This window comes from Cellulomonas alba (assembly GCF_030362835.1).
GTDB classification, from domain to species: domain Bacteria; phylum Actinomycetota; class Actinomycetes; order Actinomycetales; family Cellulomonadaceae; genus Cellulomonas; species Cellulomonas alba.
This window is the reverse complement of record NZ_JAUCGQ010000001.1, coordinates 167,450-193,976: the sequence shown is the minus strand read 5'-3', so window position 1 is coordinate 193,976 and position 26,527 is coordinate 167,450. Positions and strand designations below refer to the sequence as shown.

The 26,527-nt window shown below is 73.4% G+C and carries 15 protein-coding genes; 8 read left to right on the top strand and 7 right to left on the bottom strand.

The features are described 5' to 3' along the window. Positions 1-63 precede the first annotated feature (63 nt). Both QRT04_RS00870 and QRT04_RS00865 read left to right on the top strand, forming a co-directional pair. Complete coding sequence (locus QRT04_RS00870) at positions 64-705, top strand: hypothetical protein (RefSeq protein ID WP_289452994.1); 642 nt, start codon at positions 64-66, stop codon at positions 703-705. Then, positions 702-1,490 carry a hypothetical protein gene (locus QRT04_RS00865; protein WP_289452993.1) on the top strand — a complete coding sequence of 263 codons (789 nt, stop codon included), beginning with the start codon at positions 702-704 and terminating at the stop codon, positions 1,488-1,490. Before QRT04_RS00870 ends, QRT04_RS00865 begins: the two co-directional genes overlap by 4 nt. A 96-nt stretch (positions 1,491-1,586) precedes the next feature. Here QRT04_RS00865 and QRT04_RS00860 read toward each other — a convergent pair whose 3' ends face one another. Then, a complete protein-coding gene (locus QRT04_RS00860; RefSeq protein WP_289452992.1) occupies positions 1,587-4,112 on the bottom strand; it encodes a hypothetical protein in 2,526 nt (841 codons plus the stop codon). A gap of 91 nt (positions 4,113-4,203) precedes the next feature. Between QRT04_RS00860 and QRT04_RS00855 the strand changes: the two genes are divergently transcribed. Genes QRT04_RS00855 through QRT04_RS00840 form a run of 4 tightly spaced genes read left to right on the top strand, consistent with a single transcriptional unit; the run spans position 4,204 to position 13,633 of the window. Continuing rightward, positions 4,204-6,234 carry a hypothetical protein gene (locus QRT04_RS00855; RefSeq protein ID WP_289452991.1) on the top strand — a complete coding sequence of 677 codons (2,031 nt, stop codon included), beginning with the start codon at positions 4,204-4,206 and terminating at the stop codon, positions 6,232-6,234. Between the two features lie 9 nt (positions 6,235-6,243). Next, the gene (locus QRT04_RS00850) at positions 6,244-9,282 is read left to right on the top strand and encodes a hypothetical protein (protein WP_289452990.1); all 3,039 of its coding nucleotides are present in this window, start codon (positions 6,244-6,246) and stop codon (positions 9,280-9,282) included. Continuing rightward, positions 9,279-11,489 (top strand): hypothetical protein, encoded by a 2,211-nt coding sequence (locus QRT04_RS00845; protein WP_289452989.1) that lies wholly within the window; start codon positions 9,279-9,281, stop codon positions 11,487-11,489. The genes QRT04_RS00850 and QRT04_RS00845 overlap by 4 nt, the downstream gene beginning before the upstream one ends. Beyond that, complete coding sequence (locus QRT04_RS00840) at positions 11,486-13,633, top strand: hypothetical protein (protein ID WP_289452988.1); 2,148 nt, start codon at positions 11,486-11,488, stop codon at positions 13,631-13,633. Before QRT04_RS00845 ends, QRT04_RS00840 begins: the two co-directional genes overlap by 4 nt. Before the next feature lie 19 nt (positions 13,634-13,652). On the opposite strand, the gene QRT04_RS00835 is transcribed toward QRT04_RS00840, so the two are convergent. Genes QRT04_RS00835 through QRT04_RS00820 form a run of 4 tightly spaced genes read right to left on the bottom strand, consistent with a single transcriptional unit; the run spans position 13,653 to position 23,465 of the window. Next, the gene (locus tag QRT04_RS00835) at positions 13,653-16,433 is read right to left on the bottom strand and encodes a hypothetical protein (protein ID WP_289452987.1); all 2,781 of its coding nucleotides are present in this window, start codon (positions 16,431-16,433) and stop codon (positions 13,653-13,655) included. Between the two features lie 11 nt (positions 16,434-16,444). Next, positions 16,445-18,826 (bottom strand): hypothetical protein, encoded by a 2,382-nt coding sequence (locus QRT04_RS00830; protein WP_289452986.1) that lies wholly within the window; start codon positions 18,824-18,826, stop codon positions 16,445-16,447. 11 nt (positions 18,827-18,837) lie between these two features. Next, on the bottom strand, positions 18,838-20,976 hold the full coding sequence (locus QRT04_RS00825) for a hypothetical protein (protein WP_289452985.1): 2,139 nt from the start codon (positions 20,974-20,976) through the stop codon (positions 18,838-18,840). Positions 20,977-20,981: 5 nt separating this feature from the next. Next, positions 20,982-23,465, bottom strand: a complete 2,484-nt coding sequence (locus tag QRT04_RS00820) for a hypothetical protein (RefSeq protein WP_289452984.1) — start codon at positions 23,463-23,465, stop codon at positions 20,982-20,984. Between the two features lie 38 nt (positions 23,466-23,503). Between QRT04_RS00820 and QRT04_RS00815 the strand changes: the two genes are divergently transcribed. Next, the gene (locus QRT04_RS00815) at positions 23,504-24,307 is read left to right on the top strand and encodes a hypothetical protein (protein ID WP_289452983.1); all 804 of its coding nucleotides are present in this window, start codon (positions 23,504-23,506) and stop codon (positions 24,305-24,307) included. Here the strand turns inward: QRT04_RS00815 and QRT04_RS00810 are convergent. Next, positions 24,293-25,342 (bottom strand): hypothetical protein, encoded by a 1,050-nt coding sequence (locus tag QRT04_RS00810; protein WP_289452982.1) that lies wholly within the window; start codon positions 25,340-25,342, stop codon positions 24,293-24,295. The genes QRT04_RS00815 and QRT04_RS00810 overlap by 15 nt on opposite strands. Before the next feature lie 214 nt (positions 25,343-25,556). On the opposite strand from QRT04_RS00810, the gene QRT04_RS00805 reads away from it, so the two are divergent. Then, on the top strand, positions 25,557-25,958 hold the full coding sequence (locus QRT04_RS00805) for an aldehyde dehydrogenase (RefSeq protein WP_289452981.1): 402 nt from the start codon (positions 25,557-25,559) through the stop codon (positions 25,956-25,958). Positions 25,959-25,977: 19 nt separating this feature from the next. On the opposite strand, the gene QRT04_RS00800 is transcribed toward QRT04_RS00805, so the two are convergent. Further along, a complete protein-coding gene (locus tag QRT04_RS00800) occupies positions 25,978-26,253 on the bottom strand; it encodes a nuclease (RefSeq protein ID WP_289452980.1) in 276 nt (91 codons plus the stop codon). Positions 26,254-26,527 lie beyond the last annotated feature (274 nt).

Genomic DNA, 26,527 nt, shown 5'->3' with positions numbered 1-26,527 from the left:
ACTCGAACCCCTGTGACTCGTCAGCCGCGGAGTGCCCGTGGCCGTGCAGCATGGGGAGCTCACGTGTCTCGATTCATCGCAATACTCAATGCGTCCAACCCGGACCTGCTGACGAGCATCGAGAACGCCGGCGGTCAGGTCGTGTCGGTCTCCGAGCCCGGCGTCGTCGTGATCGACGGCGACCAGAGCGTCGCGGACGCGGTGTCGCAGATCCAGGCGGTCCAGGCGGTGAGCCCGGTCGACGCGTCGTGGGACACGAGCGAGCTGTCGCTCGGCGGCGACGTCGCGGTGCTCGTCAACGCGTGGAACACGAGCCTCGGCGCCGACTACCAGGCGGCCCTCAGCGACCCGTACCGGGCCGGCGAGCCGTGGGACTTCCCGAACGGCTGCGACCCGGACAACCCCGGGGCTGGCGGTGACGGCGGGCCGCTCGTCGCCGACAGCGGTGACGGGACCGGCACCGGAACAGGCACCGGGGACACGACCGGCACCGGGAACACGACCGGTTCCACCGACACCACGGGTGCGGTGGCCAGCACGGACACCGGGACGGGCGACACGTCCGGCACCGGCTCGGGCGACACCACGGGCACGGGCGACGCGACGTCCGGACAGGTCGCGAGCAACGACCCCCAGCCGACCGACGGCGGGGACGGAACCTTTGGTGGGTTCGACGACGGACAGGGCGGGGGGCAGCCGGCATGAACAACGCGATGAGCGGGACGTGCGGCGTCGGCGTGGTGCTGGTCAACGGACCGGCCGGGTCGGCGGCGGAGTTCACGATGGGCGAGATCATCGACGTCACGATCGGCCTCACCCGCGGATGGGACGTGCTCTACCGGCTGTCCTCGAACTCCCCGGTGCGTCCCAGGCTGCTCTTCACGGCCGACTACAAGTTCGTGACGCTGTCGGTCGACCCGACGACGGTGCCGTTCCCCACGAACGGGTCGCCGACGAACGCGGACTACACCGCGCGCGAGCCGCTGTGGCGCGACCCGGCGCTCACGGCCATGGGCTACTCGACCGGCACCGGCGGGATCGCGTCGTACAACCGCGACCTGCTCAACAAGGCCTGGTCGGTCGGATCTGCCACGTCGGCGTACACCGTCTTCATCACCAAGTACAACGCCGCGTGGATGGCGTACACGTACGCGTCGAGCGCCTACATGGTGCTGCAGTACCCGTGGCTGAGCGCGGGCACCTCGGCGTTCCCGGGGCGCGGCTGGGGCAACAGCTGGCCGATGGCGTACGCGCACGAGACCGGGCACATCTTCCAGGCGCCCGACGAGTACTTCGCGTCGCACTGCACGCGGACCAGCGTGCACGGTGCGCTGCACATCCCGAACGCGAACTGCGAGCTGGTCGACAAGGACACGACGTCGTTCCCGTGCCTCATGTCGCACAACACCGAGAACGTCTGCTCGCCGACGGTGCGCACGTGGGGCTGGGTCGACGACAACCACGACGGCGTGCTCGACGTGACGCCGTAGGGACGGACGTACCAGAGGGCGCACGAGACGCCGCCGCCGGGAGGATCGGGCGGCGGCGTCCGTACGTCTCGGTCAGGCAGTCCGAGGCGCGCGGGCTCAGGCCGTCGGGGGAGCGGGGGTCACGGCGCCGGCGGGTGCGGGCGTCGCGGGTGCGGCGGCATCGCCCGCGGGCGGCGTGACGGGGGTCGGTGCGGCAGGCGCCGGAGGCGCGGGTGGCGTCGCCGTGCCGGTCGGGCTCGGCGCAGGTGAGGCGGTCGGCGCGGCGGGCGGCTGGAGCACGACGACCTCCTTCGTCTCGTGGACCGGGTCCAGGACGACCTGCTTCTGGTCCGACGTGTACAGCGTCAGCTGGTACGTGTACTCGTGGCGCTCCGGGGCCGCCAGCCGGAACCGCCACACCACCGGCGCCGTGAAGTCGGTGATCGGGAAGTCCTGCTCGACGGCGATGTGGCCCTCGGCGTCGGTGAAGCTGACGTGCAGCGACGCGAACGCCCACGACCCCGCGGCGTTCTTCAGCAGGTACGGCAGGAACTGGACCCGCCAGCCGTAGGGGTCGCCGACCGGGAGGACCGTGCGGTCGGTGGTGATCCACGTGTCGTCGGAGCGCGTCAGCCCGTCGGAGTAGAAGACGTTGACCTGGTAGTCGAACGAGCGCAGCGCCGGGTTGACGAGCGGCACGTCCCACGTCTTGACGTCGCCGTCGCCGGCCATCGTGATGGTCGTGCTCTGCTGGTAGCTGTTCGCAGGGTCCAGGTAGCGCAGCGCGGTGACGATCTTCGAGAGCAGGCCGCCCTCGCCGAACGACCCGGCCGGCACGAGAGTCACCGACAGCGACTCGCGCTCCGGCTGGTCGAGCACGAGCCGGCGGTTCGTCGACTGCGCGGGCGGCTGCGCGATCTGCTGGTTGCCCAGGTCGACCCACGTCACCTGGTACGTGTACGGCGCGGTGATCTGCGCGCCGACCACCTCGACCCACGTCGCGGACTGCGCCCCCGAGGTGAGCACGAACGACTCGGACGCCGTGCCGCTCGTCAGGTCGACCTGAACGGCCTTGAAGCGCGTCCAGTCGACGATGCCGACCTGCAGGTCCACCGCGAGGATGCCGAGCGTGTCGGTGTCGAGCACGAGCGCGGAGCCGTTCGCCTTGCCCTGCAGGTGCATGGTCGTGGTCGAGCCGCGGTAGAAGACGTCGACCGCGTACGAGAACGTGGTCTGGTCGGGCGCCGCGAGGTACGTGCTGAAGATCTGCGGCCCCGTCGCGTCCTTGGTGAACTCGAGGTCCTTCGCGGCGTCGATCTTGTTGCCGCCGCTGACGCCGTGGTACTCGAGGTGCGCCTTGACCACGTCGACGGGCTCGTTGACGAAGTCCGCCGTGCAGCTGACCTCGACGTCGACGTACCGGAAGAACTGCGGGTCGAGGTCGATGCGCGTGCAGAACTGGCTGACCGGCCGGCCCTGGAGGATGTTGCTCAGGTTGTCGTTGGGCGCGAGCGTCGTGGTGACGGTGGCCTTCTCGTCGAACCGGGCGTCGAAGTTGCCGCTCGTCGTCTCGTCGACCTTCTTGAGCTTGTAGGAGTCGACCGAGTCGCCGCCGTACTTGCGCCCGCCGCCGCCGTCGGCGAGCTGGGTGGTCAGCGTCGGGTCGTCGCCGGGCTTGAAGTCGTCGGGGTTGGTCGCCGCGAGGAGCTTGTCGGCGAGGAAGTTGCTGATCAGCGTCCAGCCCTGCGTCGTCAGCTGCGTCAGCATCTCGGGCGTGACGACCGTCGTGCTCGCGGACGGGATCACCTTGACCCACGCCGAGCCCGTGTCGGACGCGATCTTGGTGATGATGTCGCGCGCGCTCGTCGACGAGGCGTGGCTGTAGCTGTGCGTCTCCGAGGAGTCGGAGTAGGTGTCGCGGTACGAGCCGGACTCGCTGAGGTCCTGCCACTGCTCCTGCGTGGCGTTGAACGTCTTGAGGGTGTCGGCGTGGCAGATCATCGTGACGCCGTCGAGGCGCGACGTGAACGTGAACTCGTAGCCGACCCAGATGGTCGCCATGTTCTTGTCGATGAGGTCCCAGAGCAGCGCGGCGCCGTCGAGCGTGAGCTTCGAGACGAACGCGGCGCGCTCGTCGCCCGTCATGCTCGCCTTGCCCGCGCCGACCAGCGTCGTGACGAACTCGCCGCCTGCCGTGGGCTCGCCGTCGACGGCGACCGCGACGCTGCCCGTCTCGACCGGCACCGCGCTGATCTTCAGGGCCGCGGCGAGCTTGGCGAGGTCGCCGTTGATCTCGGTCGCCCACCAGCTCGAGTAGTCGACGCGGTCGGTCGCGGGCGCCGCGAGCAGCGCCTGGACCTGCGGGTCGGCCGCGACCGCCTTGCGGATCGCCGCCTCCTGCTCGGCCGTGCGGGCCAGGTCGACCGAGAACGTCAGGAGACCGCCGCCGAGCTTGGTCGCGCGGTCCGCCTCGGGCACCTTGTCGAGCGGCCGGCGGTACTGCACGAGCGAGAACAGCGGCTTGCCGTCGGCGTCGAGCGCGATGTGCGGGCTCTGCGGCATCACGTAGACGGTGAGGGCGTCGGTGTCGTCGAGGAACACCGTGCACCCCTCGACGGTGCGCTGTCCGGTGGTCGTGATCATCGTCGGTCTCCTCCGCGCGTGGCTGTCCGGTCACAGGGGTCGACCCCTGTGACCGGAGGACCGAACCGTGCGAGCCGAAGGTGGGGGACGCGTGCTGACGCTTGCCGGCTCGAGCCGCGTCGCCGGGGCGACGGTCTACCGGGACGTCAGCTGGGCGGACGGCGGTCGCGCGGTAACCTCGCGGTTCTACGTGCTGCCCGACGAGCTGGCGCTCGCGGCCACCCCGACGTCGGCGGGCTGGACGTTCTACCGGTACCGGGGGGCGCCGGGCACGACGGACGGTGGCGGGCTGCTCGTGCTGACGCTCGCCCTCCTCGCGCCCGAGGGCGTCGTCGACGCCGTGCGCGCCGCGTACGGGCTGGCGTCGGACGCCGCCGTGGAGGTCGCGCCGCCGCCGGTGTCGGCGAGTGCCGCTCGGGTGTCGTTCGCGGGGGAGAGCGGCGGCGGCGAGCTCGTCACGTCGGTGAGCGCGGCGGGCGGCGCGGCGGGGCTCTCGGCGGTCGTGGTGCTGACCCAGGACGGCGCGGCGCTCGTCGACCAGGCGGTCGACCAGGGGCTCGGCGCGCTCCACGTCGAGCTCGACCTCGCGGTCTCGTACGTGCTCGACGACCTCGAGCTCACCGTGTGGTGCGACGTCCAGGCCTCGGCGCAGGTGGCGTCCGACCTCGCGGCGGCGGGCCAGGCGGGACCCGCGGCGCTCACCGCGGAGCTCGTGGCACGCCAGCTGGCCGGTACCACCCTGCGGACCGCCCGACCGCTCTCGGCCGACGAGCAGGCGGCTGTCGAGGCGCTCTCGACCCAGGTGCTGCAGAGCGTCGTGCTGCCGCGGCTCCTCGACGACGGCGGAGCGCCGCGGCCGCAGTCGTCCGGGCTCGAGCAGCGCGCGGACCTCACGCTCACGGCGTCCGCGCCGGGCGTCCTGCCCGTCACGCGGAGCGCCAACCTCGCGCTGCCCGACGGCCCGGCCCACACGGTGTCGAGCGACCTCGGCGGTGCGGGGCTGCGGCGCGTCGTCCGCGTGAGTGCCGTCGGCGACCTCGCGGCCTACGGCATCGGCGTCGTCACCGTGCACCTGGAGCACGCGGGCGTCGAGACGGACGGGACGGCGGTGCGGCGCGCCGCCGACGTCGAGCTGCGCCCGGACGCTCCTGCCGCCGTCGCCGTCTTCGACCTCGCGTCGGCTGACCAGCGGCTCGTCCATGCGCACGTCGCGGTGCACTTCACCGACGCGTCGGCGCCGTACGAGCTCGACCTGCCGCCCACCGACGCGGACTCCGTCGACCTCGACGTCGACGCACTCGGCGTGATCGTCGTCGACCTCGCGCTCGTGAGTCCGGACCCGGACGGCAGCGTGCAGGCGGTCGTCGACCTGGCCTACGGCGACGACGGCGGCCCGATCGAGGGCCGGTACGTGCTCGACGGGTCGCAGCCGACGGCGCGCTGGTCGGCTGTCGTGCGGGAGCCGCCCCGGCCGTACCGGTACCGCGTCACGTGGGTCGACGGCGCGAGCCGGACCGAGGGTGACTGGGCCTCGTCGGCGCACCAGGTGCTGCGGCTCGTGCCGCCCGTCGCGGCGCCGGCCGGAACGGTGACGGTGATCTCCGCCGGCGACTTCGACCAGCTGAGCGCGCTCGTCGTCGAGCTGCAGGCTGCCGACGACCAGCCCGTGACGACCCTGACGTTCACCGCGCCCGACCAGGCGCAGACCTGGACCACCGCGCCTCGCGCGGGCGGGTACCGCGCCAGGACGACGCTCGTCCGACCCGACGGCGCGCACTCCACCGGCCCGAGCGTGACGGCCGACCAGCCCGTGCTCGTGGTCCGCGACACGCTGCGGCTCGACGTCACGGTGGTCCCGGCGCTGCTCGGCGTCGGGACCGCGGTGAGCAGGGCCGTCGTCGAGCTCGAGAGCCCCGACCACGCGGCCGCGCACGCCACGGTCGTGTTCGACCCGCCGGCCGCGGCGGCCCGCGCGGCGCTCCGGCTCGCCGACCCCGCCGCCCGTGAGTACCGCTACCGCCTGACGCTCTGCCCGCCGTCGCAGCCCCCGCGGGTCGGCGACTGGCAGAGCGCCTCGTCCACCGTCCTCGTGCCCGTGCCCATGCCCGTCACCACGCCCTAGGAGCCCGACGTGCTCACCTTCGAGTCACCCGTGTACGTCATCGACGACATCGTCGTGTTCCGGGACCACGCGCTGCCGGGCTCGTTCTACTACCTGCACGGCTCGCCCCACATCACGAAGGTGAACGGCAACCCGGTGTTCATGCTGCTCACGTACCGCGACGCCGTGAGCGGCGTGACGGCCGCCCCGGTGACGCGCGACCAGCTCGGCGGCGCGTTCCTGACGTTCGAGGTCGACTGCGGCCTGAGCCAGGCGCAGCTCGCCACGATCGAGGGCGAGCTCTCCGCGCTCGTCCCGCCGGGCGTCACCGACATCAACCTGACGCCGGTGCTCTACACGAGCGGCGCCGCGCACGTGATCGCGCTCGACTACCAGGAGCCGCAGGCGGCCGCGCCCGGCACTCCGCCGCCCGCGACGCCACCCGTGCCGCCCGCGAGCGTGCCGACCGTCTCCGGCCTCGGCGCCGCAGCGGCCGCGTCGGTCGTCACGACGCCCCCGCCGACGCCCGCCGCGCAGGCCGACGCCGCGACGCGGCAGTTCGTGCGCGGCATCATCGGCTCGGCGACGCCGTCGCTGCTGCAGGACCTGCAGGCGTCGTTCTCGCTGTCGCTGACGCCCGACGCCGCGACCTTGCTCGAGGCCGCGTACACCGACGACCTCTCGCCGATCGGCGTCATGTACGAGCTGCAGTTCACGGGGCTGCGGCCCGCGCTGTCGGTGAAGGCGCACGGCGAGAAGAAGAAGATCTACGAGCACCTGCAGATGGCGTTCCACGCCGGGTACACGTCCGGGTCGGCGGCATCGCAGGGCGGGGCGCCGCCGGCGCAGCAGACGGCCAAGGCGGCACCGCCGCCGACCGCGGCGCAGCGCGTGCAGGCGCAGCGGCAGCCCGCGCAGCCGGCTGGGGCGGCCGGGGGAGCGGCGGGGGGAGCGCAGGGTCAGGCGCCCGCCGGAGGGGCGCAGGGCCAGACGCCACCGCCCGCTGCCGGGGCGCAGGGCCAGGTGCAGCCGCCGGCCGGTGGCGCCGGCGCAGGCGCGGGGGCCGTGCCCGGGCAGCCTGCCGCCGGCGGGGCGCAGGGTCAGCCCGCGGCCGCGCCGCCCGGTGGCGCGAGCGGTCCGGGCGCGGCGGGCGGGGCGCAGGGGCAGCCCGCCGCGGGTGGGGCGCAGGGCCAGCCCGCCCCCGCCGGGGGGCAGGCCGGCGCGGCGGGCGGTCAGGCAGTGCCGGCGACCTCGGGCGGGTTGGGTGCCGCGACCACGGCGCAGGCCGGCGGTGCCGGCGGTGCCAGACCCGGCGCGGGCGCCGGCGGCGGCGCGGGCGCAGGGGCCGGGGCAGGAGCCGGCGCGGGCGGCACGGGGGCACAGCCGAAGCAGGACACCTCGACGGGCGTCGCGCTCGCCGTCGACATCGGCTACGAGGTCGAGAAGATGGTCCAGGACGAGACCATCACGATCGACATCGTCCGCCAGCGGGACGACCAGTCGATGGACCAGCTCCAGACGCAGGCGCTCGACCTGATCAAGCAGCTCATCACCGAGGAGTTCTTCAAGCCGCAGATGACCGCGACGGCCGCGGGGGCGGCCGCCACCGCGGCGACCGCGGCGCGCCAGTTCACCGGCGCGACGGCGCCGGCGGGCGGCATCAACCGGGGATCGGCGGGCCAGGGCGGGCGCGTCGAGATCGGCTTCCAGCTCCAGTACAAGGAGCAGAACGAGCTCGACACGTTCGACGTGGACTTCAACGTCGCGGCGCCCGAGACGCGCACGCACGCGCCGAACGGCTTCTTCTCGGCGCTGCTGACCGACGTCGACAAGGACACGCACATCGTGCAGGTCGACCTCGACAGCGAGTTCTTCAAGCAGATCGACGTCGCGGTCACGAGCACGCCGGACCTCGACCGCTTCGACGTGCAGGCCGTCGACGTCGAGCTGCAGCACGGCGGCACCACGGACGCGCCCGCGACCGCGGGCTCCGTGCAGTTCACGCCGCAGAAGCTCCAGGGCGCGCACTTCCTGGCGTTCCCGGACGGGGGCGACTACACGGTGCGGCACCGCACGGTGTACTCGTTCGGCACGTCGCCCGACATCGCGGCACCGCCGAACACGGCGCGGCGGTCGACGCCGTGGATCAGCTCGCCGGACCGGGCGCTGGTCGTGCACCCGGGCGACGACGTCGCGATCCGCTCGGTCTACGTCGAGCCCGGGCCCGTCGACTGGGACGTCGTCGAGCAGGTGGAGACGACGTTCACGTACAGCGACCCGGCCAACGCCTTCACCACGTCGCGCACGTACCTGATCAACGCGACGACGCCCCGACAGGAGTGGCGCGTGCGCCTGGTCGACGCCACGCTCACCAGCTACCAGGTCGCGCACACGTGGCACCTCAAGGAGGGGAAGAAGGTCGTCGCGGGGTCCGCGCAGCCGAGCAACCTGGATCACGTCTACGTGCCCGACCCGTTCGTCGACCGGCTCGAGGTCGTCGTGAACGCCCCCGTCGACAAGGCCGCGGTCGCGCGCGTCGACGTCGAGTTCGACTACCGGGACGAGGACCACGGCCTCGAGGTGCAGAAGATCGTGCAGCTGGTCGCCCCCGACTTCGCACCCGCGGTCGTCGCGATCCCGCTGCTCGACGCCGACGCGCGTGAGTACACGTACCGGGCGACGCTCGTGAAGGTGAGCGGCGCCCCCGAGCAGCAGGCGGCCCAGACGACCGACGCGGGCTCGGTCTTCGTCAGCGAGGGCGGCCACTACCTGGACGTGAACGTCACGATCCTCGGGCAGCTGGCGAGCGCCGGCCTCGACGGCGTGCTCGTCGAGCTGCGCGCCGACCCGCCCGACGGGCAGCAGCAGGTCGTGCCGTCGGTTGCGATCGCCGCCACCGACCCCGGGAAGGCGACGCTGCGGCTGCTCCTGCGCTCGGACCGCCCCGACCAGTACGAGTTCCGCACCACGGCGTACCTCACCGCGGGCACGCAGGTCGTCCGCGACTGGGAGTCCTCGCAGACGGCGAACCTGGTGCTCCAGCCGGCGCGGCTCGTGCAGCCGTCATGATCGATCTCGCGGCACCCGCGCGCACGTACGACGGCGTCACCGTGATGGGCGACCACGCGGACGCGACGCGGTTCCACTACGTGCCCGTCCGGCCGCGCCTCGTGACCGACGACGCCGGGCGGCCGGAGCTGACGCTCCTCAAGTACCAGCTCGACGAGCAGACGCAGGGTGCGAGCGGCGCGGGGGTGCTCAGCCTGGCGGTCGACCTGGACGTGGCCGACGACGTGCTCGCGGCCGTGCGCGCGAAGGTGGCGGCCGCCGTCGGGCGGTCGGGCATCACGCTCACGCCGGTGTGGCCCGACTCCGGAACGTGCCGGCTGATCATCCTCGGGTCGGACGGCTCGCCGGCCGGCTCGGCGGGCGGCCCGGCGGCTGCCGCACCGGCTGCCGCACCGGCTCCCGGCGGCCTGGTGGAGACGGTCGTCGGGGGCGCGGACCCGGCGCTCGCCTCCGGTGCGCGGACGCTGTTCACGGTGAGCCTGACGCCCGACGGCGTGGCGCTCGTCGAGCAGGCGCTGACGACCGGCGGGCTGCCGTTCGGCGTGGTCTACGACCTGCGCGCCGCCGCGCTCCGGCCTGCCCTGCACGCGACGGTCACGGCGGACTACGCGTACGCGTACCACTACTACGAGAACCGCTTCCACGGCGGGCGCCTGCTCGTGGCCGCGGACATCGGAGAGACCATCCAGGACCTGCGGCAGCAGCAGGCGATCACCGTGACGATCGACGACCTGGTGCCCGACGCCGACCGGGACGCCGTGTACCAGCAGGCGATCGACGCCGTCACGCAGTACGTCCTGCAGACGCTGTTCACGCCCACGCTGTCGCAGGCGCCCGCACCGCCCAGCGGCGGGAACCTGCTGAGCACGATCGTCGACCTGTTCACCGCGAGCTACAGCCTGATCACCCTCGACACGAGCGAGCTGAAGACGCTGACGTACACGCTCACGGCCGCGACGGCGGAGGAGATCCCGCTCGCGCCCCAGGGCGAGCTGGTCTCGATGCTGCCGGCCGGCACGCCGGCGGCACAGCACGTCGTCACGGTGACGGCGCCGCCCGCGGACCACCTGGTCGCCGACGTCGCGACCCTCGTCGACCTCGCGGCGGAGTCGATCGAGCGGGTCGACGTGACGCTCACGTTCGCCGGCGCGGACTCGGACGTGACGCTCATGCCGGCGGCACCGCACGTGACGACCTCGCTCTGGCGCGGCTCGTCGACCGACACCGAGGCGGCGTACCGCTACCGCGTGCAGTTCGCCGCCGACGGCACGCAGGGGCTGACGGGCGCGCTCGCGGGCGCAGGCGGTCGCAGCGCGCACGGCCTGGTCCGGGTCGACCCGCGCGAGCTCTACCAACGGCTCGAGGTCCGGCCCGCGCTGCACGGCGTCCCCTCGGACCGGTTCCCCCGCGTGCTCGTGGACCTCAGTGCCCACGAGGCGCTCGACGGCTGGAGCGCGTCGACGACCTTGAGCCTCGACGCGACGACGACCGAGGCCCTCGCGACCTACCGGGCCCGCAAGGACGGGCTCGTCGACGTGCAGGCGCGCGTGCGGTACGTCCGCGCCGACGGCACGGAGCTCGTCCGCGCGGTCGGAGACGTCGAGCCCGGGCCGTTCGTCATCGGCGACCCCGAGCCGGACCAGGTCGCCGTCAGCGTGCTCGCGTCGGCGCGGTTCGGCACCGCCGTCGCGCGGCTCGTCGTCGAGCTGCGGCCCGACGCGGCGCCCGACCGGGTCACCACCCTGACGCTCGACTCGACCACCACCGCCGCGCCGTGGTCGTACGCCCCGAGCGCGGCGGCGCGCGGCTACGCCTACCGCGTGACCGTGCAGGAGGCGTCGGGCGCGGTGCGCACGGGCGAGTGGCTGCCGGGACCGGACTCACCGACGCTCGTCGTCGGGGAGGGATTCGCGCAGCTCCGGGACGTCCGCATCCAGTTCGTCGGCACGACGCTCGCGGCCGCGGGTCTGCTGGCGCTGCGGATCCGGTGCGCGTTCACGGACCCCACCGCGGGGCTCGAGGCCGACCAGGAGTTCCTCGCGCAGGACCCGCTCGCGCCGCTCACGTGGCAGTACCCGGTGGCCGACGCCGCGCGGGCCGACTACGCGTTCACGATCACGCGCATCCACGCCGACGGGTCGGCGACCACGGACGCGACGCTCACCGGCCCGGACCTGCTGCGCGTCGTGCCGGTCGTCGCGCCGTGATCACCACCGACAACCCGCTGCAGGTCGCCGGGACCGTGCTGTTCCGGGACGGCTCCGACCCCGACCTGTTCTGGGTCCTCCCGCGCACGCCGCACGTCGCGGCCCGCGCCGACGGGACGTCGTCGTTCTCACTGCTCGAGTACCGCACGGCGGACGGCTCGGGCGGCGGCTTCGCCGAGCTCGAGCTCGAGCTCGAGGTCCCCGGCGGCGCGGCGCTCGCGGCGCAGACCGGCCGCGAGAACGCGCGGGTCGAGCCGCTCGCGTTCCGGTCTGGGACGGTCTCGCTGCTGTCGGTGTCGGGCCCCTCCGACGCGCTCGTCCAGGCGGTGCTGGGTGCGTCGTCGGCGCCGCTCACCGCGCCGTTCCACACGGTGTTCGCACTCGACGTCACGCCGCAGGGTGCCGCGTTGCTGGCGCAGTCCGCGACGGCCCCGACGCTGCCCGTCGGCGTGGTCTACGAGCTCACGTTCCTCGCGCAGACGCCCGCGGTGCACGCGCACGTGACGATGGACTACCAGCGCATGTACGACCACTTCTCGACCTCGCTGGGCTTCACCTACTACGTCAACGCGCGGATCGACGCCGACCTGCAGTGGCTCGTCGAGCACGACGTGGTCAAGATCGAGATCACCGAGCTCACCGACGACGCCGACGCGCAGCGCCAGCGCGACTGGGTGATGGACCTCGTCAGCGCGCGCGTGCAGGCCGACTTCTTCCGCAGCGCGCTGCCCACGGCGACCGACGACACGGCGTTCGCCGGTGCGCTGGGCCAGCTCGTCTCGCGTGGACTCGGCACCACGATCTCGTCGGCGAGCGCGCTGTTCACGCTCAAGGCCCGGCTCGACGTCGAGCGGGAGCTCAAGACGTTCGAGCTGTTCTACGACGGCCGCGGCGTCCAGGAGCTGACCCACGTCGTGTCCGGCTTCGTCGGCGCGATGCTCGCCGGCAGCGACGCGCCGCCCGACATCCGGCAGATCACGGCCGAGGACCCGTTCTTCGCGACGCTCGACGTCGCCGTGGTCGTCGGCATCGACTTCGACGACGTGCCCGACCTGCGCGAAGCCGCCGTGACGCTGACCTACGGCACCCACGTCGAGACGTTCGTCGCGACGCCGGACACGCCGGGGCCGTTCCGCTTCACCTGCCCGTTCGACGCCGCGTCTCCCGCGTACACGACGCACGTGGAGTTCCACTTCGACCCCGCGTCGACCGCGGGTCCGGCGACGATCGCCGCACCGGACACCTCCCGGCGCGACCGCGCGTTCGTCGTGAGCACCGCGGACGCGTTCCAGGTGTGCCGTGTCCACGTCAGCGGGATCGGGGCGGGCGACGGGGTGGTCGAGCAGCTGCCCGTGACGATGACGGTGCTCGACGCCGACGGCACGGTCCTGTCGCGCGACGCGCTGGCGCTGGACGCCGAGCACACCGAGCTCGACTGGTACCGGCGGGTGCCCGGGACGGTGACGCCGCGCGTGCGCGCCGAAGCCGGCTGGGTGGACGCCGGGGGAGCCACCCACGCCGGTGACGAGGTCGACGTCGTCGGCACGAGCTTCGTCGCGCGCGGGCCGTTCGTGGCCGCTGCGGCGGTGCTCGTGCAGCCCGCGGTCGACTGGACCGCCGTGACGCAGCTGGCCGTCGAGCTCCGGCGCACCGTGCTCGGCACGGTGCAGGACACGAGCCTGCTGTTCTCGGCGGCGGCCGGCACCGAGCCGAAGCAGCTGACGCTGCCGCTGACCGACGCGACCGAGCGCGGGTACGAGTGGCAGGCGACGATCCTGCGGGCCGACGGCACGACGGGTGTCACGCCGTGGCGCACGAGCGACGCGGCGCTCCTCCTCGTGGCCGACGACGTGGCGGGCCGCGCGAGCGTGCGGCTCGTCTGGCTCGGGGACCCTGGCGCGGCGCTCGCGATGCGCGTGGACTTCTGGACCGCCGCGCCCGCGGGCGGCGAGCAGCAGGTCGCGTCCGCGCTGCTCCAGCCGACCGCCACCGACGTGACGGTCACATGGAGCAGCCCGGGGCTCGCCCCGGGCGCGGTCCCGCCGTACCGGTACGAGGTGCACCGGCTCGATGCCGCGGGGGACTCGGTCGTCAGCCGGGGGAGCGACGCGGGCAGCCTGGTGGTCGTGCGCACGAACGGCTGACGCGGGTGGCCGCTCGTGCTCACGGTGACGGCGCGGGCTTCGCCGGCGGAGCGGGGGTCGGTGGCGCGGGTGGTGCCGGAGCAGACGGGGCGGGGTCAGGCGGCGCAGGGGTCGGTGGCGTGGCCGTCCCCGGGGCGACCGCGCGGACGCCCCAGGTCTTGCCCGACGACCGCAGGGTGGCGATCACCTGCCCCGCGACCTCCCGGGTCACGGGTCCGATCGACGTGTCGCCGTCGACGAAGTAGCTCGCGCCCGGCGGCTCCCACAGCACGATCAGGTCGATCACCTTCCGGGTCAGGTCGAGCGCGGTCCGCTGCGGGAGCGACCGCGTGTCGTCCGCGAACCGCGACGTGAACTCGAGGAAGAAGCCCGCACGCAGGTCGAGCCCCGCCGCCAGCTGCGCGAGTGTCAGCTGCAGCTCGAGAGGCGCGTCGTGGCCGGGCGCGATGTCGAGCGGCGGCTGCCGCGGCGACGTGTCGCCCGCCGCGTACACCGCGACCGTCACCGAGCGGATGTCCGCGAGGTGCGCGGCCGGCACCGACGGCGAGAGCGTCACCGACACCTTCGACGGCTGCAGCGACGGGTCCCGGTTCACCGTGTCGATCCACGTCGCGGGGTCCGGGCCGTGCACCGTGACGACGCCGGGCGCCGTGACCACGCTCGTCCAGCTCGGCGTGCTGGGGGTGTACGTCAGCGGCGTGCTCGCCGTGCCGGCGGCGACGGTGAGCGGAGCCTCGAGCAGGTCGAACTGCTCGGCGTGGAAGAGGATCCCGGTGTCGTGCCCGGACGTGACGAGGCTGAGCCCGAACGCGTCGAGCGAGACGGGGTAGGCCAGCGTGTTGGTCAGCACCACCGAGGCGGTGTAGGGGTCGGGAGGCGGGTCCGGCGTCGGGGGCAGCGCGACCGTCACGGCGTTCGTCACGACCTTGTCGAGCTGCATCCGGACCGGAACGGAGACCGTGATGTGGTCGTCCGAGAGCGCGACGGCGCCCGTGACCCCCTTCGCGAGCATCGCCGCCAGCAGCCCGTAGTCGAGCTGGTCCATCGTGAACCGGATCTGCAGCAGGTCGCTCGTCGGGGTCCCGGCGAGCGCGTACGTGATCGACGACATCGCCACGGGCTGCCCGTCGGAGAGGAAGTCGGCCTGGAAGCTCGCCTTGAGGCCGGTTGCCGGCCGCAGCTCGACGTACGGCGGGCTGCCCTGCAGCTCGTGCTGCACGAGGAACGACGCGAGGTCGTGCCGGTCGTCGTCGGACAGGTACGGCATCGCCGTCATGGTGACGGTGATCGTCGTGCGGTCGTCGTCGCCGCGCGCCATCGTGACGCGGAACGGCGTCGCCGGTGCGTCGCTGTCGTCGGTCGCGTGGAAGCCGAGCCGGTACTCGGTGGGCAGGTAGTAGAAGAGCTCGGCGCGCTCGCCCGCGAGGCAGTGGAGCGACGTGGTCGAGCCCGCGGGGCTGACCTGGAGCCACCCGCCGGCCTGCTGGCGGGGGATGTCGGGGAAGGCGTCGGCGTCGCTCTGCGGCTTCTGCGCGAGGTTGCCCGTGCCCTGCTGCGCGACGGTCGCGGTGTGCGTGGGGTCCCCGCCCTCGGTCGGCTGCGGGACGAAGACCCGACGCCAGTCGGGCCGCTCGAGCACGACGCGGCGCGACAGCTCGGAGACGGTCGGGCTGTCGGCGATCCGCAGCGCCGGTGCTGCGATCGCGGGGCTCGCGAGGCGCGCGCCGACGAACGGCTGGACGGCGGTGCGCTCCAGCTCGAGGTTCAGCCCGCGGCCGGCGAGCACGGGACCGCGCCAGACCGGCGGGATCCCGTGGATGATCACCGGCCCCGGGTCCACGGGCTGTGGCGCGGGCGCTGCGACGTGGATCGTCAGGTCGTGCGAGCTGCTCAGGCTGACCCGCCCGCCGGCGGGCGCGCTGAGCGCGCCGATCGCGGCGTCGTACGAGGCCGCGCCCGCGTCGTCGCCCGCGAACGTGCTGACCAGCCGGACCGCGCCGGAGTCGACGACGACGGTCAGCGGGAGCGTCGCACCGTCGCCGAGGTCGAGCGACGCGGTGGGCGAGCCCGCCGAGAACGGCAGCACCTGCGCGTCCGTCACGGTCGCGGGGAACGTGATCGTCAGCTGCGCGCGGCGGCACTGCCACCCGGCGGACCCGATCGAGGCCGGGAAGCCGACCCACGTGCCGAGCGTGCACCACCGCTTGCCGGTCGTGTCGGTGACGACCGTGGTCGCGTCCGCCGTGATGGCGGACTCCTGGTCGGGCCCGAACTCGGGCGCCTGCTGGAGCGTCGTGCCGAGCACCACGAACTCGTTGAACACCATCGGTGCCGCCGTCGCGGACAGCAGCGCGGCGGCCTGCATGGGCACGGCGTAGGCGCCCGAGCCGGCGGAGTCGTGGGTGTCACCCGCGGCGCACGGCGCGGCGGGGTTGAGGCCGTAGAACAGGCCCTGGCACTTGTGGCACCACGACCAGCCCTGCTGCTCGGTCGCGGGAGTGTCGTCGCCGACGAAGTCGAGCGTGTAGTTGCCGCTGCCCGACCCGTCGTGCGTCCCGCCGGCCGGGCACGCGCTCGACCCGAACCCCGGTCCGTACGCGAGCCCCTGGCACTTGGTGCACCAGGACCAGTCGGGCTGCCCGTGCGCGTGCGTGCCCGCGTCGGCGTTCATGTCGACCGAGTACGCGCCGCTGCCGCTCGCGTCGTGCGCGCCGCCCGCCGGGCAGACCGTCGGCTGCGTGTTGCCGTTGTAGAACAACCCCTGGCACTTGTTGCACCAGGCCCATCCCACCTGCTCCATCGCGCGCCCCCTCAGCCCTGCGTCGTCGGCATCGAGCGGTCCAGCTCGACGGTCGTGTCGGTGTACCCGGTCAGCGTCACGGTCCGGTCGGTGCTCCGGTCGGTCCCGTAGAACGTCACGGTCCCGCCGTACGAGCCGCCGTCGGCGCCCTGCCGCGGCACGGTCCAGACCCAGGCGGCGGGCTCGGTGGCGGTGAAGACGTGCTCGCCGCTCGTCACGCTCCCGTCTGCGTGGCCGAACGTCAGGGACACGTGCACGGCCTTGAGGTCGTTCACCAGGTCGAGGACGTCGGTGCGCAGCGTCACGGTGAGCGGTGCGATGCCCGAGCCGCCGACGAAGTTCAGGCCCTCGGCGAGCGTCGCCGTGAACTCCTCGTGCGAGCCGTCGGCGTTCTGCACCCGACCCGTGCACGACGCCGACCGCGCGCCGCCCGGCATCACCGGCACGGTCACGTCGGTCGACGGCGTGGCACCGGTGAGCGTGAAGGGTGCGACCCGCGTGTAGCCGTTGCGCTCGTCGGCGTACGTCGCGGTCCCCGCGATCGACGAGACCCGCGACCAGTCGGCGCCCGCCATGAGCGTGAACGTCACCGAGCCCGCGAACGGCGTCGGCACCTCGACCGTCTCCTGGGTGCTCGACCGCTGCGGCACGACGATCGCCGTCGGGCCCACGCGGTACGTGACGGTGTAGTCGTACGGCCGCGGGCTGCCCGCACGGTCTGCCGGCACGATCTCGCCGGTGGACTGCAGCCACGTCGCGCGGGGTGCGGCGGGCGTCAGCTCGAGGCCGCCCGTGTACGTGGTGTGGTCGGCCGCCGTGTACGCGACGTCGACCCGCGCGGAGTCGACCGAGCCCGGCGGCGCGGTCAGCACCGCGTCGACCTTGACGGCGCCGAGCTGGGGCGGCGTGATGATGACGAGCCGGCGGTTCGTCGTCGTCCACGGCACGACGGTCGGCGCGCCGCCGCGCTGCCAGTACACCTCCGCCATGTACTGGTAGTCCTCCTTGTGGCCGCCGCCCGCGGTGCGCGCGGTGTCGAACCGGAAGTCGGCCTGCGCGGTCGCCGAGTCCAGCTCGGCGTCGTCATGGCGCTCGACCAGCGGCTTGCCGGGGGCCGCGTCGTCCGTCTGGCTGTAGCGGTAGTAGACGTGGATCTTCGCGATGCCGTCGGCGGAGAAGTCGACGCCGGACGTCGAGAACGTCACGCGCATGTCCGTGAAGAAGTCGTCCGCGAGCCGCAGCGCGTGGAAGCACGACGCCAGCGCCGACGGGTCGTCGATGAGCACCTGGAGCGGCGCGTTGGGGGCCGCCTCGCGGGTGATGCTGATGGCGTCGTCGAGCTCGAGGTGGAACGTCGCCGTGCCGGGCTCGGCGTTCTCGTCGAGCTGGAGCAGCGTCGTCTGCGCGGTCTGCGAGCCGGCGTCGGTCGCGCCCGGCTGCGGCCCCCCGGCGGTCAGCGAGGGCAGCAGCGAGTCGGTGAGGAGGTCGGTCGCGAGCTTCAGCAGCGAGGCTCGGGTCGCGGCGTCGGCGGCCGCGTCGCCGGTCGACACCTCCTCGATCTTCACCGTGACGCTCGCGTCGCTGATGGTCTGCTCGACGGCCGTCGCGATCGCCGGCCGCGGCAGCATCGCGTGGACGATGCCGTACTCGTGCCGCAGCGCGGGCAGCATCCCGACGGTGAACGGCGTGTCGAGCGCGAGCGGCACGTAGCGCAGGAAGCCGTCGGTGAGCAGCCGGTACGGCGCGGCGCTGCGCCAGACGCGCTCGTGCACCACGGAGTGCGACGCGTCGATCGTGAGCCGCGCGTTGATCCGTCCCACGTAGGTCAGGTGGTAGGTGACGACGAGCGGGAGCTGGTGCGTGCCGTCCTGGTACGCCTTGAACGCGCCCTCGAACACGCCCGCGCCGTCCGTGCTGAGCGTCGCCGCGAACGCGGCACCGAGCTGGCCGGTGAGGTCGACCGGCGCCTGCGACGTGGCCTGCCGGACGAGCCCGGTGTCGCTCACCGCGAACGTGGCGAGGTCCACGGTCCCCGCCGTCCAGAGCGGCGTCGCGAGGTTCGGCCCGCCGTCGGAGATCTCGTTGCCGAACGGCTTCTTGCCCGCCGCCTTCTCGCTCGCGAGCAGCGCCGTCGTCGCGTCGACGACCCGCGCGCGCTGCGCGTCCGTCAGCGACAGCACCGTGCGGAACTGGAGGTACCCGCCGCCCGTCTCGTCCGTGACCGGCACGTCCGAGAGGTCCTTCGTGTAGAGGATGAAGAGGAACTCGGGCGTGCCGTCCTCGCCGACGGGGACGACCGGCTGGTTCGGCAGCACGTAGAAGGTGTTCGCGTTCTCGTCGTCGCGCAGCACGGTGAGGTCGTCGACGCTGATCGGGTCGATAAAGTTCAGCATGAGCGGGCCTCTCAGGTCGCGGTGACAGGGACGGGGAGCAGCGCGTCGTGGCCGTCCACCCACGGGCCGGCCCGCACCTCGCCCGTCAGGAGCTGGCGCGTGACGCGGTACTGGTAGTCGCGCAGCGTCGGGTCTGCCAGGTGCACGTCCCACCGGAACGTGTCGGCCCTGGCGGCGATGACCACGGTGTGCTCGTCCCGCACCTGGTGCGCGACGTCGACGTAGACGAGCTCGACCGTGATGGTGCGCAGGCCCGCGCTCGTGAGCTCGGGTCCCACCGGCATGATGTCGACGACGAGGTCCCCGGTCTGGACCTCGCCGACCGCGAGGACCGGCGCGTCGCTCGTCCGCCAGTCGTCCGTCGTCGTGACGCCGCCGGCCGTCCGGGTGACGCGGAACCGGTAGCTGCGGTCGGTGGGGTCCGTCTGGTCGAGCGCGACGGCCTGGCTGCCGGGCGCCGCGAACGCGAGGGTCGCCGGCTGCGCCGTCTCGTCCTTCGCCAGGGCGACGACGACCGCCGTGAGGTCGGTCCACGTCGTGTCGGTGGTGACGAGCACCGTGATCGAGCCCGCGTACGGGTCGGGCAGACGGTAGACGCTCGTCTCGACCGGCACGTCGGGGATCGGGACCTGGCGGCCGTCGGCGAGCTGGTGGACGCCGCCCACCACGAGCCGGTCGCCGTCGCGGTGGTCGCGGAACGTGGCCGTGCCGGCGCGCCGGGCCGCGGTGAGCGCGACGTCCCGCGACGCGAGGGCGGCATCGCCGCGGCGGTGCGTGACGGTGACCGCGCTGGCGACGACCCGGTCGTCCGCGGGTCCCTCGAGGTCGAGCCGCACGAGCCCGAGCGCCGCCTCGAGGTCGAGCGTCACCTGGCGGGCGGTGTCGTGCACGGGCGGCAGGTCGACCTCCGCGCCGGGGTCGACCGGGCTGTCGGGCGCGAGCTGGACGCGCGCCGCGAGCACGTAGCTGCGGTCCGGGGACGCGTCCGCGAAGCACTCGAACGAGCCGGTCGGCTCGTCGGGGGTGAGCCGGATCGGCCCGTCCTGCGACCCGTACCGCACGTCGAGGACCACCGCAGCGACGCCGAGGTCGCCCGGCGGACGCGCCGTGGTCACGTCGAGGTGGAACCGGCTGAAGAACGGGTCGTCGGCGCCGGCGTCGACGATGACCGCGCCGGGGTCCGTGGCGCCGAGCAGCGCACCGAGAGAGGCCTGCGCCGTGAGCGTGCGCGTCTGGACGCGGGCCTGCGACAGGTCGAACACGTCGGTCTCGGACTCGGTGAGGTGCAGCGCCGTCACCCGGTACGCGGCGCCGAGCGCGAGCTGCGTCGCCGAGTCGCCGACCGCGCCGGCCGCGTCGGTCCCGAACGGCAGCACCGGCTCGCACAACCGGTCGAGCAGCGTGGTCTGCACGAAGTCGAGCGCGGCCGCGACCGCCGCCGACGTGGTCGCCGGGTCGGTGCCCGCCGCGTCGGACCGGACCACCGTGACGCTGACGGCGGACTTCTGCTGGAGCTGCTGCACGAGGTGGTCGACCTGCTCGCGGAACAGCAGCAGGCCGAGCTCGTACGTGCTGGAGACGTAGTCGTAGACTGCCGACCAGTCGACGCGCGCGACCACGTGCACCGCGGGCCAGAGGCCCTCGACGACGTACCGGCAGGTGACGCCCACGGGGAGCGCGCCGGCGCGCAGCCCCGCCTCGACCATGCGGACGCCGTCCGCGGTGAGCGTCACGGCGAACGCCGCCCGGTGCGGCGCCGCGAACCCGAGCACCGCGCTGCCGTACGTCGTCCGCACGATCGGCGACACCACCCCGGGCTGCGGGTCCGCGCGGCCGAAGAACGTGAGGTCCGCCGCCCCCGAGAGCACGGGCAGCGGTGCCAGCACGACGGGCCGGCCCGCCTCGTCGGTGAGTGCCGCCGTGGCCGCGTCGACCGCCGCGTCGTCGACCGCGAGGCTGACGCCCATGCGCAGGTAGCCGCCCGTCAGCGCGCCGCCGGTCACGAACCGCAGCAGCTGGAGGTCCGGCCCTGCGGCGCCCACGTCGACCCGCGGGGTCGCGGGGACCACGAGGAAGCGCGCGGGATCGTCGACGTCCGGGGCGACCGTGACGCCGGCGACGGTCCGCGTGCTCCCCGCGAGGTCGAGCATCGCGCTCAGCCCGGCGGCGGGACGGGCTGCACGGGCGGCGCAGGCGGTGCGGGGACGGGAGCGACCGGGGGAGCGGGAACCGGGGCCGGGGCGGGGACCGGGGCCGGGGCGGGCACCGGCGCGGGCGCTGGCGGCGCGGGGGGCGGTGGCGGCGGGGTCACGGCGCGCGGCGGCGGCGGGGGCACGAAGACGGCGTCGCTCGACTGCGTCGCGCGCTGCGCGACGACGGTGGTCCCGTCCTTGTAGAAGTAGCGGACGACGTACCCGAACTCCTTGGGCCCGTTCTGGTCGCCCTTGACGTGCCACGTCTGCTTCGCGGTCGCGTCGCCCGTGAAGACGAACGTGTCCGCCGCGGTCACGCCGTGCGCGGGGTCGGCGTACTCGGTGTCGACCTGGACGGCCGCGAGGTCGGTGCCGAACGTCAGGAGCGTGGGGTAGAGGTCGACCGACATCGAGTACTTCTCGCCGACCGTGATGTACCCCGGGTCGCCCGGCAGCCACGAGCCGTCCGCGGGGTACCGCTTGACCACGCCACCCTCGTAGATGTTCGAGTACTGGTAGGTGTAGTCGCGCTTGCTCGGGTCGACGAGGTCCACGGTCCACGGCACCGACTGCTTGTCGGCGGTGAACGTCGCCTGGCCGTCGACGACGTGGTTGTTCGCGGCGTCCTCGTAGTGCAGCGCGACCGCCACCTGCGAGAGCTTGTCGGCGCCGTCCGTGAAGTTCCCGGAGCAGAACACCGTCACCGTCATCTCCTGGCCGAGCGGAGCGTCGAGCTGCACGCGGGCGTCGTTGCTCGTCGTCCACGTGCCGGTGCGGACCTCGGGCGGCTTGTCCTTGTCGATGACGTGCAGCCAGTCGACCTTGTATTCGAAGCCGTCCGTCGGCTCCTCCTCGACCACGGCCGTCCACGGCGCGCTCGGCGTGTCCTTGTCGAGCCGGAGCTGCGTGCCGACGTCGCGGCCGAGCGCGGCCGAGTGGTACCGCGTGCTCACCACGGCGATCGGATAGCTGTCCTCGTCGACCAGGCCGAGTGCGAACTCGGTGGACAGGATGCCGATCTGCCCGACGTCGATCACGAGGAAGTTGTCCTTCACGCCCTTCTTGCCGAGCGTGTACGTCGCGTCGGACCCCTCGTAGTGGATCTGCGCGGACCAGTCGTAGCTCACCGACGCGAGGCTGTTGGCGTAGGCGAGGAACTTCTCGAGCTGCGAGCCGCTGGTGAAGTTGAACGAGTCGCGCACCTGCTGCGGCGCGCCTCCGCCGACCGGCGCGCGGTCGTACGTCACCGTCACGGTCACCGAGCTGATCGGCAGCTTGTCGAAGTCCGCGTTCACCTGGACCGGCACCTGCAGGAACGTGAAGAACGCGGTCCGCAGGTCGACGTAGGCCACGAGGTCCGCGACGTTCGCTCCGACCAGCATGTTCGAGAGGTTGGCCGACGGCGTGAACGCCTGCTCGAGCACCATGCGACGGTCGACCGTGTAGTTGAGCGACGAGTTGTAGGTCTGCTCGAACTTCGTCAGCTGGTTGCGGTCGAGGCCCTCGGGCGGCGGCCCGGCCGTCAGGACGTTCGCCACCTCCTTGTTGAGCATGTCGAGGCCGGCCTTCTCGAGCGCCGTCAGCGTGTCCTGGTCGACCTGCGAGCTCATCGGGATGACCGTGACGTACATGGTCTTGGCGTTGACGAGCGCCTCGGTGCTCTGCTGGACGATGCGGTCGTCCTGGTGCTCGGTGGACAGGCCCAGGTAGCCGTCGTTGTACGACGAGTCCTGCTCGCGCAAGGTCTGGATCAGCGTGTAGCTCGATGCGATGTCGCAGAAGGCGATCATCTTCACGCCCAGCAGGCGGTGCTCGAACTTGAGGTTGTACTGGACGTTGATCGGCAGCGTCTTGAGCTTGTCGAGCTGCGCGAACAGGCTCGCGCCGTCCTGCGTCAGCTTGAGGGTCACCGCGCGTCGGTTGGCGCCGACGCCGCCGAGCTTGCCGGTGCCCACGAGGGTCCGGACGAACTCGGCGTTCGTCGGGTCGCCGCCCGACTCGCCCGCGACCGTGACGGTGACGTCCCCCTCGACGAACGGCACGTACGCGAGGTCGACCTCGCCGCCCGCGATCTTGGCGAGATCCGCCTTCACCTGGTCGAACATCGACGACACGAGCTCGACGGTGAACGCCATGATCCCGCCGCCGACCTGCTGCGTGGCCGGGTCGGTGATGCCGGCCTCGTCCTTGCGGTAGACGATCAGCGAGAAGAGCGGGTTGCCCTTGTCGTCCTTCGCGATCTGCGGGCTCTCCGGCAGCAGGTAGTACTTCGGCAGCGCCGTCGTGTCCGCGCCGGTGGGCAGCCCCTTGCCCTTGACGGTCTGGACGTGGCCCTCGTCGTCGATGGTCCAGGTCGGCCGGTCGGCGATCGCCTGCTCGAAGGCGGCCAGCTCGTTCGCGTCGTCCTGGTAGACCGTCGCCCCGCGAACGGTGAGAGCGTTGGTCATCGTCAGCATGAGAGCTCCAGGGGTCGGTGGGGTGCGAGGTGGGGACCGAGCAGGCACGCGTCGCGGCGGCCGACCCGTGGGCGCTCGCGCTCCCGGTGCTCGCCGGGCCGCACGTCGACGCCGTGCCTGCGCTGCTGGCCCGGGTCGCGGCGCTGCGCGGCGCCGGTGCGCCGCTCTTCGAGGTCGTGGTGGGCACGCCGGTCGCGGCGTACGGTGCGCGGCTGACGTTCGAGACGGGCCGCCACGAGGCGGTCGCGAGGCAGGCCGGTGTCGGCGACCACCCGTGGGGCCCACCGGACTGGGTCGGGCTGCGGACCGCCGCCGGCGGGGCGGTGCGAGCGAAGGCGTACCACCGGCGTCCTCCTCTCGTCCCGACACTGGTCCACAGGGGTATGCCGGCCACGGCGAGGCCCGTGATGGCGGCGCTCGACGGCCAGACGACCGAGGTGTACGCCGTCCTGCCCGGCGCGACGGCATGGGAGAGGTTCGCGGCCGAGGCGCTCGCGCCGCTCGGCTGCGCCCCCGCGCGGCCCGGCGTGAGCATCGTCGCGAGAGCGGGCGGCTGCGCGGTCAGCGTGCGGCACGACGGCGACGAGCTCACGGGGATCACGCTGTTCGCGACGTCCGACGCGCTGCGTCCCGACGGCGCCGTGGAAGCGGAGTGGCTCGCCGGCATGACGGCCGACGAGGCCGCGTCCCACCGGCAGCGGGTCGCCGCAGCCGCGACCGTGAGCCGCACGCCCGGACGGCGCTACCGGATGCTCGCGTGGCACTACACGAGGGCGGGCCTCGTCTCGCGGGCGGCGTCCGTCCACAGCCGCGACGTCCTACCCGACCACTGACCGCGCCGGCGCGACCCGAGCCCACACCGTCATCCGCCGGCTCGACCGGCGCGCGCACCGCGGGCAGCGGTCGGCCTCGGGGTCGTGCGAGCCGGCGGCGCCGAACAGGTGGTGGCACTCGGTGCACAGCCAGCGCTGGAGCGGCACGTGACCGCGGTCCGCGGCGGCGGGCTCGATGAGCTGGTTCTTGTGCGGCTCGCGCCGCACCGAGCCGGCGCGGCGCGGGTGCGGCTCGGGGCAGCTCGTGCCCTCGAACGCGCGCCCGCACACGTCGCAACGTCCCCACTCGACGGTCCGGCACAGCAGCCGGCCCTCGCGCTCGAGCGCGCGGAACAGCATGCCGCCCGCGAATGCGCCGCCCATGATGCGCCGCTGCGCGGTGCCCCGCACGGCCTGGTCGACGAACGCGCGCAGGTGGCAGCGGTACGGGTCCCACGTCCGCAGGTCGTGGTCGGCGAAGCAGCAGCCGCGCCCGCACCCGGTACAGCCGCGCACGTGGTGGCCGCAGTCGCACAGTCCCGTGAGCGACAGACCGAACAGGGCCGCGAGCGAGCCGTGGTCGTCGCGCTCCACGACCGCCAGGCCCGTGGTCTCGGTCAGCATGCGCGACGTGACGGCGATCGAGGCGCCGGCCTGCTCGACGAGCGCGTAGAGCGCGTTCTCGGTGGGCTGCACGGCGACCGCGGGTCGCGGTCCGCGCAGCGGGCTCCAGCCGATCGACCAGGCGAGCGCGAGGTCGTACACGTTGGCACCGGTCGACGCACTGATCCGCAGCATCGCCTCGTGCTCGACGGGCGCCGGCGCGAGGTCGGAGAAGTAGACGACGGCGCTCGCGAGCAGCGCGTCGCGGGCCGGCGGCGCGACGTCGGACACGTCGTCGTCCGCGACGGCGTCGAGGTAGCGCAGGTACGCCTCGTGCTGGTGCTGCCACTCGATCGCGTCGCGGCGGGTGCGGCGCCACGCCCGCGCCTCGGTGCGCAGACGTCGGTAGTCGGGCAGACCGCGGTCGGCTCCGCGATCCAGGGTCATCGTCATGACGAGCTCCGCTCGGAGGCGCAAGACTGGTGACGTCTAGGAGGCTAGCCCGCTCGGCGAGATACGGGATGGGTGCGTGGTCCCCCCGGGCAAGCGGTGCTCGTGGGCCCGATCCACGGGCGGCACCGGCGCGGGGTGGCGGACCTCTGGAGGCCCCGCCGCACCCGGCGTAGCGTCGAGCCGACCGGAGGACCTGCGACGGAGGGCGACGACGATGAGCATGATGGCCGACATGATGAAGTCCATGCCGAAGGCCGAGGCCGGCATGGACATGTCGATGATGCAGGGCTGTGTCGAGGCGTGCTCCGCGGCGGCGATGGCGGCCACGATGTGCGCCGACGCCGACGGCGGCGAGGGCATGGGGCGGTGCGCGTCGATGTGCTGCAGCACCGCGGACGTCGCCACGACCACGATGCGGATGATGATGCGGCCCGCCGGCTACGACATGGGCGCCATGAACGCGATGATGACCGCCTGCATCGCCATGGGCGAGGCCTGCGCGGCCGAGTGCGACATGCACGCCGCGATGTCGGAGCACTGCCGGATCTGCGCGGCGGCGTGCCGCGCGATGGTCGACGCGTGCCGGTCGGCGATGTCGTCGATGCCCGCCGCGTGAGCCGCCGGGGCGAGGCTGGCTAGAGCGCGGGCTCGCCCGACTCGTCGAGCGTGGCGCGCGCGGCGAACCACGTGCCGCCGACCGCGAGAAGCTCGGCGACCGGGTGGATCGCCACCGGCTCCCCGGGGGCCGGCTGCGCGCGCGTGGTCAGCACGTGGACGCGCCCGTCCAGCGCGAGCACGGTGACCTGCGCCTCCGACCGGAGGGTGACGAGCCCGTCGCGCCACGAGGACGGGGAGGCGGCGGCGACGGCCTCCTGGATCGGGAGGACGTCGACGAGGGTGCGCTGGGGCATGTCTGCTCCGTGGGTCGTTGCCCGGGCCGGACGTGCGAGCCCGGCGGGGCGATGCTGTGTCGGTGGCCGCGTTCGCGGCGGGCGTCGCGGTGCGACGCGGGGGGTCCTGACCGCGGCGGGCGAGGCCGGGAAGGGGGCGCCGCGCGGCGGCTGCAGGACCAGCGCGGCTACAGGACCAGGGACGACGGGGTCGTCAGCGACACATTCGACACAGGCACCGGACCGTCGACGACGCGTCGACGGACCCCGCGAAGCGCGAGGTCGGCACGGTGGA

Bases quoted from the DNA above. Each gene is read 5' to 3' on its own strand.
- QRT04_RS00835 (WP_289452987.1), bottom strand. From the start codon at position 16,433: ATGGAGCAGGTGGGATGGGCCTGGTGCAACAAGTGCCAGGGGTTGTTC.
- QRT04_RS00800 (WP_289452980.1), bottom strand. From the start codon at position 26,253: ATGCCCCAGCGCACCCTCGTCGACGTCCTCCCGATCCAGGAGGCCGTC.
- QRT04_RS00865 (WP_289452993.1), top strand. From the start codon at position 702: ATGAACAACGCGATGAGCGGGACGTGCGGCGTCGGCGTGGTGCTGGTC.
- QRT04_RS00860 (WP_289452992.1), bottom strand. From the start codon at position 4,112: ATGATCACGACCACCGGACAGCGCACCGTCGAGGGGTGCACGGTGTTC.
- QRT04_RS00820 (WP_289452984.1), bottom strand. From the start codon at position 23,465: ATGACCAACGCTCTCACCGTTCGCGGGGCGACGGTCTACCAGGACGAC.
- QRT04_RS00805 (WP_289452981.1), top strand. From the start codon at position 25,557: ATGAGCATGATGGCCGACATGATGAAGTCCATGCCGAAGGCCGAGGCC.
- QRT04_RS00845 (WP_289452989.1), top strand. From the start codon at position 9,279: ATGATCGATCTCGCGGCACCCGCGCGCACGTACGACGGCGTCACCGTG.
- QRT04_RS00830 (WP_289452986.1), bottom strand. From the start codon at position 18,826: ATGCTGAACTTTATCGACCCGATCAGCGTCGACGACCTCACCGTGCTG.
- QRT04_RS00810 (WP_289452982.1), bottom strand. From the start codon at position 25,342: ATGACGATGACCCTGGATCGCGGAGCCGACCGCGGTCTGCCCGACTAC.
- QRT04_RS00825 (WP_289452985.1), bottom strand. From the start codon at position 20,976: ATGCTCGACCTCGCGGGGAGCACGCGGACCGTCGCCGGCGTCACGGTC.